Origin of the sequence: Paenalcaligenes suwonensis (genome assembly GCF_011290505.1) — a bacterium.
GTDB classification, from domain to species: Bacteria; Pseudomonadota; Gammaproteobacteria; order Burkholderiales; family Burkholderiaceae_B; genus Paenalcaligenes; species Paenalcaligenes suwonensis.
The window spans coordinates 117,405-130,012 of record NZ_JAANPV010000007.1; the positions used below are offsets into that span (position 1 = coordinate 117,405).

Genomic DNA, 12,608 nt, shown 5'->3' on the forward strand with positions numbered 1-12,608 from the left:
TACACGCCTCACCCAACAATTTAGCTCAGGCTATAAAACACCAACACCGCAAACAGCGCATAGCCACTACTAACCAGCAGCAACTCACGCCCTTGCACAGCGCCACGTCTGAACAACCACCATAAGTACACGATTGCTACCGCTGTGATCACACCCGACAGTAAAAGCGGGCCATCAAACAACCACGGAGTGAAGAAAATACCCAATGCACTAGGAATAGTCGCTTGGATCATCATGGCTCCCGAAATATTTGCCAAGGCTAAACGCTCCTTACCTTGGCGCACCCAAATTAACACATTCATGGCTTCGGGTAGTTCGGTCGCTACAGGGCTAAGTAACAACGCCACCAATTGCGGCGACCACTGCAACGCTACTGCGATATTTTCCAATTGCGCTACAAAGGTATGCGATGCTACACCGATCACAGTCAGTGCAAGTACCGCTTGCGTACAGGCCCAACCTAATGATGGATTGGTGTCAGAGGGGCGTATTTTTAAAGGTTCTAAATGCTCTTCTTCAGGGGCGGTATCGGCTTCTTTAATCTCTCGCCACACATACACACCATAAGCAGCCAGAAACAATACACCCAACCACGGCTTAATGCTAAACACCACCACACCCAAGGCCACTTTCACCACAAAGATCAGTAAAAAAGCCGCCTGATCTCGACTTAGTCGCACAGAGTCTGCCCGTACTTCAGATGAGGAACGAGCCAACTTTTTGCGATTGAACAGTAACGCTGCGCCAACAACGGCATACACCAACGTCGCTAGCACTAAAGGGCCACCCATCGCCGCCCCTACTCCCAGTGCTTTTTGTTCAGGGGTAGAACCAAATACAACCGCCATGAAGGTGACAGCGCTTTCTGGCAGTGCAGTTCCAAATGCCGCCAGCACAGAGCCTACAGCCGTTGCTCCTAAATTTAACCGCTTACCGCACCATTCAATACCGTTAACAAAGTATTCGCAGGCGATGTAAATCGCGACAGCCGATAGAAGAAAAAGGATCAAGGTGAGAAACATGGGATCACAATGGCCGGGCAAGCAGAAAACCAATGGCTCACACGCGAGCTCGGCCGGCAGGCTGAACGCATGTGGCCAAAGGTCTCGCCTGGCTAACGTTGCTGGTGCAACGGCTGACCACGCCATGAAGCAAGCGCTTCAAGTTTGTTGACGTGGACTTCCTAGTACAAGGCTAGGAATGGCTACTCCCCAATGACAATGGGCCAAAGTTTAGCAGCCCAGAGCAAAAGCTGTCATCCGAAAAATCCCAAGCTGTACGCACTACAACACCAAGAAATTGTCACAAGCCTTTGAATAATGTTACTTAGTAGCGGCCCGTCTTTCTTGTTACCGTGTCATAACGAAAGCAGCAAAAAAGGTGAGTCAGTTGTCGGGACCGGAAGTAAAAAGCAGTGATTCGTTGATGTTGGACTATGTCAAAGCGCTGGGCATTATTAGCGTTGTGATTGGTCACTATCCGGGCGACCCCTTTTTGTTCTTCAAGCCCTATGTCTACCACATGCCGCTGTTTTTCTTTTTGGGCGGAGTGCTGTTGAACACGCGTAGAAGCCTACTGTCGCACTCGGCTAACCTCATCAAAAAACACCTCTCGTACATTGTGATGGTGTACCTGCTGTTAGCCCTGATCTTTGCGATTTTGCACCAGCTTTATCCTATTGCTTACACCAGCTTATGGCGTGGCAATGTGTTGGATTCGGTGCTCTACCCTATAGAGCAAAGCTTTCATGGCGGCAGCTACTTCTTTGTAGGCTGGTTTTTGTTTGCCTACGCCATTGTGTCGCTACTGTGCTTTATCGTGGTGAATGTGCTGGTCAAAGCACTAAGCTCGCCTACACAGGTGCAAGCGGCCGTATTGATGGTTGCCTTACTGCTGGGCTATGCCGGTATGGATTATGTGGCAGATCTTTACCAAGCCTCCAAGCTTTTTTACCTCAACCTGCTCGCGCAAGTGCTGGTGGGGTCTTCTTTTTTCTTACTAGGCTACGCAGGCAAACACCTCATCATGAAACACAGCGGCTTCTACAGCTTTATTGCTGCCTTTGTGTTGATTTACCTGATGTCGCAATACGATGTGCTAGAGCCCTTAGTCATTGCCTGGAGCAAATACCAAGTGAGCTTTGTGTTTCAAACCTTAACGGCCTTAGCAGGTATTGTGGCAGTGTTTTCTATTGCAAAAATCATTGCCCATTACCAGCACATCCCCCTGTTAAAGCACATAGGCCAGCAATCTAAACCCATTATGTCGTATCACATACTGGCTTTTGTGCTGCTAGATATTATATTCTCGTGGTTTGGGCTATGGGATTTGCATAACACCAAGGCCCTCAACCACTATTACAGCGAATTCACATGGCCCATCTACATAGGGCTGGGTGTTGCCATTCCCATGTGTCTGCACGCCGCATACCAGCACACCAAGCACAAACTCCCGCTGCTAACACCTAAGGCTTAAGATTTGGCACTACCGGATCCTACGACGGGCACGTAACATTTTCTCTCTGCCTGCGCGTCCACCGGTAATTTTTAGTAGACTAAGGCGGCGCTACCATTCTGGTAAACGCCGTCTTAGGCCAAACGTTATGCCGGCCACCACGCCACGCTTGCAGACTGCCTCACCACATGATCAGACAGGGATACTTCACACCACGCAATGCTCTGTTGCTTCTAACAGCCGGAATCCTGTCTGCCTGCCACTTACCAGCGACGGAGAACAAAACGGTTTCACACGCGTTTTTACAACAAGAGACTCACGACACCCTATTGGGCAGAGGGCTGCAGCCTCAAATCGCTGCGCACCCTAATTTATCAGGTGTAGTGCCACTACCAGACCCTATAGATGCGTTTGCCTCTCGCATTTTGCTCATTGCCTCCGCCCAACGTAGCGTGGATGTGCAGTACTACATTTGGCGTGACGACATTACAGGCAACTTACTGCTTTATGCGCTACACGAGGCAGCCAAACGTAATGTACGTATACGTCTGCTCATTGACGATAATGGCACCAGTGGTTTAGACGAAAAACTGGCCTTACTCAATGCCGAACCCAACGTCGAAGTCCGGCTATTTAATCCTTTTCCGTTTCGCACCTTTAAACAACTGGGCTTCCTGACGGACTTTAGTCGTCTCAATCGGCGTATGCACAATAAGTCGCTCACCGTAGATGGCCAAGCCACTATTGTTGGCGGACGCAATATTGGCGATGAGTATTTCGGCGCTACCCAAGGCGTGGCCTTTGCTGACCTTGATGTCATGGTGGTAGGCCCGGTAGTAGATGATGTTTCTACCGACTTTGACCGCTACTGGAATCACCAAGCCGCCTATCCCATAGAGCAGTTGGTGGATACACCCAATCAGAAAACTGCCGACATGCTACTTTCTGAGGAAAGTAATACGGCACGCATACCGCAAGCCCAAGCATACGTGGAACGCATTGCGCACTCCTCTTTTGTAGAAAGTATGCTGGCTGGAACACTCGCGTTTCAGTGGGTACCCGTCACCATGGTTAGCGATGACCCCGATAAAGTGCAGGGCAACGCACAGCACGAAACCATGTTGATGCCTAGGTTGTTAGAAATACTAGGTGAGCCCACAACATCCATAGACTTGGTATCACCCTACTTCGTCCCCACAGAGCACGGCGTAGAAGCCTTTGCCGCCTTAGCCAAACAAGGCGTACGATTACGCATACTCACTAACGCTATGGAAGCCACCGATGTATTGCCTGTACACGCTGGCTATGCCAAATACCGTCTACCGTTGTTGCAACAAGGCGTAGCCTTGTATGAAATGCGGCGTGAAGGCGGCAAAGACGAAGATAGAGCTAAAGAAAAAGCAGGCCCATTTGGTAGCTCTGGCTCTAGCTTGCACGCTAAAACCTTTGCTGTCGATGGTAAACGTGCATTTGTAGGCTCGTTTAATTTTGACCCTCGCTCGGCTGTACTCAATACAGAGCTAGGTTTTGTGATCGAAAGCGAAAGTATGGCTCACGCGATTACGGATGCTTTTGATCACAGCATTCCCTACTACGCCTACGAGCTTGCTGTAGAAAAAAATAACGATTTAGTGTGGATCAGCCAAACCGCTGAAGGCCCCCAAACCCAAACCACCGAACCGTCGTCCACATTCTTCAAACGCTTGTACATAGGCTTTCTGTCGTTGTTACCCATAGAGTCACTGCTATAAAAAAAGCCTAGACAGCAGCATCTCTAGGCCTTTTTTGTTGCGCATACCTCACCTAGCCCTCAATAGATACGAATCGCAAGAACCGGAGTGTTGAACAAAAACCTACCGTCTATGCTTTCGTTTAGGTCACCTACCGATTTGGTGGCCTTAACTACACTATCTTTGAGGTGTTCCACATGATCGAAAAAGACGGCAACTGGATGGGGTTGAAAAACAAATCCATCATCATCACTGCAGCAAGCAGCGGTATAGGTGCAGCGGCAGTGCGGCTGAAGGTGCCAATGTAATGCTCGGCGCACGTCGCTCAGCAGAGCTAGAGACCCTTGCGAATACCATTAATAATGGCCCAGGCCGCGCTATTTTTTTAGCGGGCGACGTCAAAGACGAAGGCTATGCTGAGGCTCTGGTCCAGCTCGCCACTCAGGAGTTCGGTGGATTGGATGGTGCTTTCAACAATGCCGGGATCATGGGGACGATGGAGTCTGCTCAACACATGGAACTCGACAACTGGCACGATGTCATTGCTGTCAATCTCACTGCTGCATTCCTTGCCGCAAAAGCGCAAATACCTGCATTACGAAAGCGAGGTGGCGGCTCCCTTGTTTTCACGTCATCCTTTGTGGGCTACAGCAATGGCGGCATGCCAGGCATGGGCGCCTATGCGGCATCCAAAGCTGGCCTGATAGGATTAGCGCAGTCCCTTGCATCTGATCACGCAGCGGAAGGTATTAGAATCAATACACTATTACCCGGAGGAACGATCACATCGATGGGAAACGAAGGCGGCTCGGACGCCATGGATTTTATTGCGAAACTCCACCCCATGAAGCGGATGGCGAGCGCACAAGAAATCGCTCAGGCCGCCCTTTTTCTCCTTTCCTACAGATCAAGCTTTATGACGGGTAGCCCCATGATCGTCGATGGCGGTATGTCGGTCCGACTGACCTAGCCCCGAGTCACTGCTATAAAAAAAGCCTAGACAGCAGCACCGTCTAGGCTTTTCTCTCTTGCCAATACTGTTTAGTCTTCTGTAGTAATCGCTGCCTTGCGTTTCGCAAAATAGCGCAGCAACATAGGGCCAACACTCACTAATACCGCGGCAATCCATAGCCCAATAGACACTGGGCTACTAAACAAGATACCAATTTCACCGTCAGTGATAGACAGCGCACGACGTAAGTTTTGCTCCATCATATTGCCTAACACTACGCCAAGCACCATAGGCGCCATCGGTACATCCAGCTTGCGCAAGAAGTAACCAATCACCCCAATTCCCACCACCATCATCAAATCAAAGGTAGTGCCATTTAGCGCATACACCCCGATGTAACTAATCGCCAATACACCCGGTACCAACAAACGGGGCGGTATAGCCAGCATGGCCGCAAATACTCGTACCATCGGCACGTTCATCATAAACAGCATGACGTTAGCGACCATCAACGAGGCAATTAAGCCCCATACAATTTGCGGCTGTGCCTCAAACAAAACAGGCCCAGGAGTAATGTTGTAGAGCGTTAGCGCCCCCATCATTACGGCAGTAGTACCTGAGCCCGGTACACCCAGCGTCAGCATAGGGATAAAAGAACCGGTTGCCGCACTGTTGTTAGCAGATTCTGGAGCGGCCAACCCACGCATATCCCCCTTACCAAAACACGCATCAGGGTCTTTACCTTCTATGTATTTCTTCTCGTTAGCGTACGCTACGGCTGACGCTACGCTAGCTCCTGCGCCGGGCAAAATACCAATAAAAAAGCCCATCAAACCGCCACGTACTGTACTCCACCAGGTAAAGGCCAACTCTTTAATGTTAAACAGCTTGCGCTTACTTTTAGGCACTTCAATGGATACACCACCCAACAGGTTTTCCAGCATTTGCAACATCTCGGCAACCGCAAACAAACCAATCACTACGACGACAAAATCAATGCCATCCGCCAGATTAGGAATATCAAAACTGTAGCGGTACACACCCGAGTTGGCATCCACACCTACCGTGGAGATAAACAGCCCCAGCATTGCGGCCAAAATACCTTTAACCGGCTCATCCCCCAGCAAACTGGTTAGCGCACAAAAGGCAAATACCATCAGCACAAAATACTCTGCGGGGCCAAACGCCACCGCCCAATTGGCTAATAACGGTGCCAGCAGCACTATCCCAAAAATCGCAATTGCTGATCCAATAAACGACGCAAACGCCGACAATGACAACGCTACGCTGGCTAAGCCTTTACGTGCTAAGGGGTAGCCGTCCAGTGTGGTCATGACCGCCGCCGCTTCACCTGGCACGTTGATCAAAATAGAGGTAATACGTCCACCGTATTCAGCCCCCACATACACAGCAGCCAGCAAAATCAGGGCAGATTCCGGTGGCAGCTTCATGGCAAAAGCGATAGGCACTAACATTGCCACACCGTTAATAGGCCCCAAACCAGGCAACACGCCAACAATAGTACCGATGAACGAGCCTATAGCTGCCACCAATAGGTTTATGCCCGAAAACGCGACGCCAAAACCTATGCCCAAATACGTTAAGGTATCACTCATAGCCATTCTCCTAAGATGCCATGCGGCAAGACTACGTCTAAGGCCAAGTCAAACAACAAGAACAAGCCCACACCCATACCTACACCACCTATTACGGCTTGCTTCCATGAAGCGCCAAATAAGCGCCCCACTACAATGGCCATCAACGCCGTTGCGACAATAAAGCCTAGCCATTGAAACAGCCATGCATACGCTGCCAACACACCCACCATCGCCACAATACGTGCTGTAGCACCTGGGGGATTAGCCGCCACTTCGCCACCACCTTTCACAATCAATCTCAACCCACAGAGGGCAATAATGAATGCCAAAAGTAACGGGAAAGCCTTAGGCCCTACAGGCTCGTACGAAAATGGCGGCTCTAAGTCATAACCGAAAGCCGTAATTAAGGCGGCAAAAACCAGCGCGCTCACACCTAGCACGCGATTATTTAGCGTTATCATGAAGATCTCCTGATCCTCCCGCCCTCGTGTGGCAGGATAAAAAGAGGCCCGGCAATAGCGATACCGGGCCCAAGGGGGTCAGAGTTATTTTTTGATCAGACCAAAAGAGTCGGCCAACTCACGATACTCCACCACTTGGTCTTTCACGTAAGTGTCCAGCTCTGCGCCTGTCATATTGAATGGGAACAGCCCTTGTTGTTGCTGTAATTGTGCAAATTCGGGGCTTTGCATCAATGTATCGAAAGCTGCCACCCACCACTGATATTGCTCGTCAGAGACTTTTGGCCCCACGTAAAAGCCGCGGATAATTGGCCATTCAATATCAAAGCCCTGCTCTTTTGCCGTTGGCACAGCGGCCAACGCACCATCTAAGCGTTTATCGTTAAAAACGGCCAGTACTCGTATAGGAGCACCACCTTCTAACATGGTATAGGCTTCGGCTGCATCACCCATATAGGCTTGGATATGACCACCGCGCAAAGCAGTCATCGCCTCACCACCACCTTCAAACGCCACAAAACGCATTCTGCGGAAGTCCACATCGGCTGCGCGTGCCGTTAAGGCCGCCTTCATCCAATCTTGTCCACCCACAGAACCGCCTGCCCCTAATACAATTTTGGTTGGGTCGGCTTTAAATGCAGCCATCAACGAACCCAAATCTTGGAATGGCGAATCATCACGCACAATCGCCACGCCGTAGTCACTACCAATAGAAGCCACCCAACGCACATCGTTTTCAGAGTACTTACCAAACTTGCCTTGAGCCAAGTTCAATAAGGAGCCACCCGAAAAAGCGGTAATAGCATTAGGATCGCTCGCGCGCTGCGCCACAATGTGGTTATAGGCTACAGCCCCTACACCACCTGGCATATAAATCGTGCGCATGGGGTTTTCCAACCCACCAGTTTCTAGAAATCCATTCACTGCCACACGACACGTTAGGTCAAAACCACCACCCGGTTGTGCCGGAGCAATACATTCAGGCTTAGACGGTTGTTGAGCCTGTACCGCCATCGCCAGACCACTTAAGCCAATCATGCTGCTTACCAGCAGCGTACGAAGCGTAGTGCGTGTTGCCATGTCATCTCCAGATAGTCCATCGTTGTTGTAGTACACGCACCTTAACGTAGCGAAGCTTTCACTCACCTTTCAGTTTATGCAGTATTTGCTACCAACAAGGGTATTCCCCAATCATTTAAGTAATAAAGGTGCAGGGTAAAAGCGCAACTCAATCACTAAACCCTTTTCATCTTTTCCCATTGAAAGGTGCATGCTAGCGTGGTGTAGATGTGCTGTGGCCTGCACAATCGCCAAGCCTAATCCTGAACCTTGTTGTGCTTTACCAGCTTCGCCGCGCCTAAATCTATGGCCTGCTTTAGCCCTATCGGCTTCACTCATACCCGGCCCATCGTCCTCAACACGCAGCACACACAGGCCGCCACTCATAACCACGGCTACTGTAATCGTGGCTCCTTTAGGGCAATACTTGATGGCGTTACTCACCATGTTGGTTAACGCTTGCAGTAATAACCAATGCACCCCTGCTACGCGTACCGGCGCGTCGGGTAGCTCTAAGCCTAAGTCTTGTTTTTTAGAGCGCGCTAGACTCCATAGATCATCCACCACTTCTGCCGCCACTTGGCATATATCTACAGTGCCCAACGCCGCTTTGGTACGTAATTGATCAGCCGCATCGTGCACGCGCGACAACGCCACTAACTGGTGCGTCATTTGCACAGTGTTGTTCAGCCGCGTTTGTATGGCGTCTAGCACCTCTTTCATTTCGTCGGTTTTAGCCAGGGTGTGCGCATAGTCCACCTGCGTGAGCAACACGGCTAAGGGCGTTTTCAGCTGGTGTGAGGCGTCATCTAAAAACTGCTGCTGTTCACGAGACTTCAGGGCATAACGTTCCATATGCAGGTTAATTGTCTGCACCAATGGTCTTACCTCTAACGGCAATCTGCTTTCATCTATAGGCTGCAGGTTGTCAGAAGCACGTAAACGCACCGCTTCGCTCGTTTTACGTAAGGGGCGTAACGCTAACAAGGTACCGCCCAAAATCAATAAAACAAACAAACTTAAGGTAGCCACATCTTGGATGAGATTCTGTAGCAGCACCTTATTGATAAAGGCATTGCGATCGCTCACATTCTCGCCAGCTTGAATAATGATGCGACTATCTTGATAGGTGTTTAAGCGCCCACCCGATGGGATAATCACCGTCGCTATACGCAAAGGTTCGCCCAAGTAGTGGGCGTTATAAAACACCGGTTTATTGTTTTGCAGTGGCTCTGCTGGTAAGGGGATGCCAGTAAAACCAATTTCAGACAGCCCATCCTCCGTTGCCACACGGAAATACACTTGGCTGCTAATGGTGTATTCCATGAATTCCATCATGTAGTAGGACTGCTCCATCGCCAAGCCACCACTAATGGTACGCACATTAGCTTCCATGGACTTCAACGCGCCTGCTAAGGCTCTATCAAAGGCAGTGTTCACCTGCTCGCTTAGCTCTACGCTAGACACCACCACAGACACGCCAGAAATCACTACCGCTGCAGGTATTAATATAGACAGCAGCGTAGAACGTAAGCTACTAAACATGGGTATGCGCTCCGGCATCAGCGACGGCTTTCTTACAAGACGGCTTCATCTGCGGGCTCTAAACAGTAGCCTACGCCACGTAACGTACTGATCTGTACATCCGAATGCTGCAGCTTCTTACGCAACCTATGGATCAGCACTTCTATAGCTTCAATATTAATTTCCTCTACATCCTGATCGTTTAAGCGATCCAGAATATATTTTTTATTAACCGGCTCGCCGCTACGCTGCACCAAGATACGCAGCACTTCAGCTTCACGCGGTGATACGGACAACGTTGCACCCTCTAAGGTAAAACGTTTCGATGAAAGGTCATACGCCAATCCAGCACAGGCCATGCGAGGCTTATCTTTACCCCGGCTACGCCGTATTAATGCATTAACACGCGCCACCAACTCTTCTATTTGAAATGGTTTAGGTAAGAAGTCATCGGCGCCGCACTCTAGGCTTTCCACCCGTTCTTGCAACGAGTCGCGTGCTGTCAGTATGAGCACCGGCGTACGGTTATCGTTAGAACGCAAACGTTCCAACACCGTACGCCCGTCTAAACCCGGCAAACCCAAATCCAGTACTAGCGCATCAAACTCTTCTACTTGTAAACGATGATGCGCCACCAACCCGTCGTTTGCCCACTCTACCGCGAAGCCTTTTTTCTCTAGGCTACGGGTAAGCCATAGCGCCAGATCTGGCTCATCTTCTATAAGTAAGATACGCATGATGCTGTCCCAACACCCATTTAAAAGTACGTTATTGTCGACACTATCATAGCCAACCTATGAAATGCACTCGTACTTTTACAGAAATTTCGCTGCCATGGCTGTTTCTAATGCTTCAATTCGTGACATAGTGTGTGCTTTGCTAAAACCCCATACAGCCTGCGCAAAATAAAAGGGCCGCTGTCATAGCGGCCCTTTTTTACCTACACTCGCTCATCAAGGTACTAGCCATTCAGAGCAGGCACTTCTATATCTAAAAATGGCGCATATTGTTGCGCACCAAAGATATCGCCATCCCCTGCACTACCGCTAGGTTTTTTGCGCAAAATACTAAACTTAATCGCATACGCAGGATCATACTCAACGAAATCCGACACCTGCTCCACCGGTATATTCAGAATTGTTGCCACATGCGCTTTACTCAGCACTTGTGCTTTTTTTACGTGCTCGTAAGTGCGTGCCTCACGGAAAATAATGTCGAACGTAATCTTGTCTGTCCCTGCATTCTTACTACGTATTGTTTTTGCCAGCTCTGAAATTTTTACAGTTTTCATAGTTTCACCTTAATTTAGTCAACCATCTCAGTAAATGTAGGGAACAACTCCAATGGATCATCCACGGCCATTGTGTGATTTAAGGTCCATTCGTACGCGGCGCTCGCTTGCATTACCTCATCAAAAATAAAGGAAACGCCCCCGGCTGTGCCTTTAACCTCAGGCAAACGCGCATAGAACAATTGGCGAGTACCCGTCAATGCCACCTCTTCAGCCATTTCTTTAGTCGCGGCAACACCTTGCACCACTACCATCAGTTCATGCGATGGCTGGTCTTTTAAAGGCTCCATCTCACCCATAATGCCGTTACGACCAAAAACGTTGTAATGCAATGACCAACCGCTATCACCAAATTTCTCACGCACTTGCTCACGCGCCCACTCAATCACCTTGTCTACATTGGCAATAGTGTAAGGATCACGTATACCTGCCATACCCACAAAGCGCTCACCTATCTTTCCTGAACCCTCTAGTTTGACCCTGAACTCCTGTGCTGGCGTAAACATCATCCCGGTCACCCCAGTCGTTTTTTCGCTGAGCTGTTCATAGCGGCAATTTGTCATGTCCAATAGACCACCAGCCACATACTCATGAAAAGGGTTGGCGCGTTCGTACATGGCATGCCCGGCTACCGACGCAACAGTACAGCGCTGCTCTGGAAGCATGGCTGTCACGGTTACACGATCCTGAGTGATCTCACCAATGACCGTTTCTTTGGCTCCGTATGGTTCCGCACAAAACGAAGCACACTCCAGTACCTTGCCTAAATAGTAAGACTCAGCTTCAGGAAAACCATGCAATAACGCGGGAGCCGCAAAAATGGCACTGTCTGAACTGCGGCCGCCAATCACCACATCACAACCTTGCTTCAGTAGCTCCATGAAGGGATGCACACCAGCTACCGCTACAATGCGCTCTGTGGAGTCTAAGATCTCTTCTGTTAAGGCGTCCCTAGCATCCAAGCCAGCCACAACAGAACCCGAGCGTATCTTGCCACGCACCACTTCTTTATCAACTTCCGAATAAAACCACCCCAGCTTAAACGCTGGCAACTGGTGTTTTTTGGCCAGATTACGAATGATTTCTACATACATGTCTACTCTGCTGTTGCTACCCGTATCACCAGCAGAACCAATAATCATCGGTTTATTATTTTTTCTGGCGGCCAACAGCATAATTTCCAGATCATGCTCTTGCCATGCCCGTGGGCTTGCACACGTATCCGAGCCCAATGGCCCTGGACCTATATCATCACTGCCTGAATCTGCCGCGATAATGTCTGGGTTTTCCGCCACACCCAACGCAAAGCTTCCCGGCTTAAGTGGTGCGAAACCCAAGTGCCCATTTGGGCAAGCGATAGTTAATGATTTTTTCATGACAAGTACCCTCCTAATAAAGTGGTTATAACCACTATAGAATAATAAGGATACCAAAGCAAGTCAACCATACGACCCTATGCTAGACAGCGCATATCCACTTCACAAAACAAAATAAAAAATAACACTCAATAAAATCAATGAATTAATAACAAAACCCACC

At 49.5% G+C, this 12,608-nt stretch carries 11 protein-coding genes and 1 riboswitch; of the genes, 3 read left to right on the plus strand and 8 right to left on the minus strand.

Going from position 1 to position 12,608, the window contains the following annotated elements; genetic code table 11:
- Positions 1-20: 20 nt before the first annotated feature.
- Complete coding sequence (locus GY634_RS12115) at positions 21-1,022, minus strand: sodium:calcium antiporter (RefSeq protein ID WP_166408861.1); 1,002 nt, start codon at positions 1,020-1,022, stop codon at positions 21-23.
- A 12-nt stretch (positions 1,023-1,034) separates the two neighbouring features.
- Positions 1,035-1,225: riboswitch (yybP-ykoY riboswitch) on the minus strand.
- A gap of 155 nt (positions 1,226-1,380) precedes the next feature.
- On the opposite strand from GY634_RS12115, the gene GY634_RS12120 reads away from it, so the two are divergent.
- The 3 genes from GY634_RS12120 to GY634_RS12130 all read left to right on the plus strand — a co-directional run bounded on the left by GY634_RS12120 (position 1,381) and on the right by GY634_RS12130 (position 5,154).
- Positions 1,381-2,475 (plus strand): acyltransferase family protein, encoded by a 1,095-nt coding sequence (locus tag GY634_RS12120; protein WP_166408863.1) that lies wholly within the window; start codon positions 1,381-1,383, stop codon positions 2,473-2,475.
- Positions 2,476-2,642: 167 nt separating this feature from the next.
- Positions 2,643-4,205: a phospholipase D family protein gene (locus GY634_RS12125; protein ID WP_166408865.1), complete on the plus strand. Its 1,563-nt coding sequence runs from the start codon at positions 2,643-2,645 to the stop codon at positions 4,203-4,205.
- 286 nt (positions 4,206-4,491) lie between these two features.
- Entirely contained in the window at positions 4,492-5,154 is a 663-nt protein-coding gene (locus GY634_RS12130; RefSeq protein ID WP_341352828.1) for an SDR family oxidoreductase, read from the plus strand.
- A 71-nt stretch (positions 5,155-5,225) separates the two neighbouring features.
- Here GY634_RS12130 and GY634_RS12135 read toward each other — a convergent pair whose 3' ends face one another.
- The 7 genes from GY634_RS12135 to GY634_RS12165 form a co-directional block, all read right to left on the minus strand.
- On the minus strand, positions 5,226-6,752 hold the full coding sequence (locus tag GY634_RS12135) for a tripartite tricarboxylate transporter permease (RefSeq protein WP_166408867.1): 1,527 nt from the start codon (positions 6,750-6,752) through the stop codon (positions 5,226-5,228).
- Positions 6,749-7,195 (minus strand): tripartite tricarboxylate transporter TctB family protein, encoded by a 447-nt coding sequence (locus GY634_RS12140; RefSeq protein ID WP_166408869.1) that lies wholly within the window; start codon positions 7,193-7,195, stop codon positions 6,749-6,751. The genes GY634_RS12135 and GY634_RS12140 overlap by 4 nt, the downstream gene beginning before the upstream one ends.
- Before the next feature lie 84 nt (positions 7,196-7,279).
- Positions 7,280-8,233: a Bug family tripartite tricarboxylate transporter substrate binding protein gene (locus GY634_RS12145; protein ID WP_242683702.1), complete on the minus strand. Its 954-nt coding sequence runs from the start codon at positions 8,231-8,233 to the stop codon at positions 7,280-7,282.
- A gap of 153 nt (positions 8,234-8,386) precedes the next feature.
- Positions 8,387-9,799: a sensor histidine kinase gene (locus GY634_RS12150; RefSeq protein WP_166408873.1), complete on the minus strand. Its 1,413-nt coding sequence runs from the start codon at positions 9,797-9,799 to the stop codon at positions 8,387-8,389.
- Positions 9,800-9,831: 32 nt separating this feature from the next.
- Complete coding sequence (locus GY634_RS12155) at positions 9,832-10,515, minus strand: response regulator (protein WP_166408875.1); 684 nt, start codon at positions 10,513-10,515, stop codon at positions 9,832-9,834.
- A gap of 224 nt (positions 10,516-10,739) precedes the next feature.
- Entirely contained in the window at positions 10,740-11,069 is a 330-nt protein-coding gene (locus GY634_RS12160) for a DUF4387 domain-containing protein (protein WP_166408877.1), read from the minus strand.
- A 14-nt stretch (positions 11,070-11,083) separates the two neighbouring features.
- Entirely contained in the window at positions 11,084-12,445 is a 1,362-nt protein-coding gene (locus GY634_RS12165) for an acyclic terpene utilization AtuA family protein (RefSeq protein ID WP_166408879.1), read from the minus strand.
- Positions 12,446-12,608: the final 163 nt, after the last annotated feature.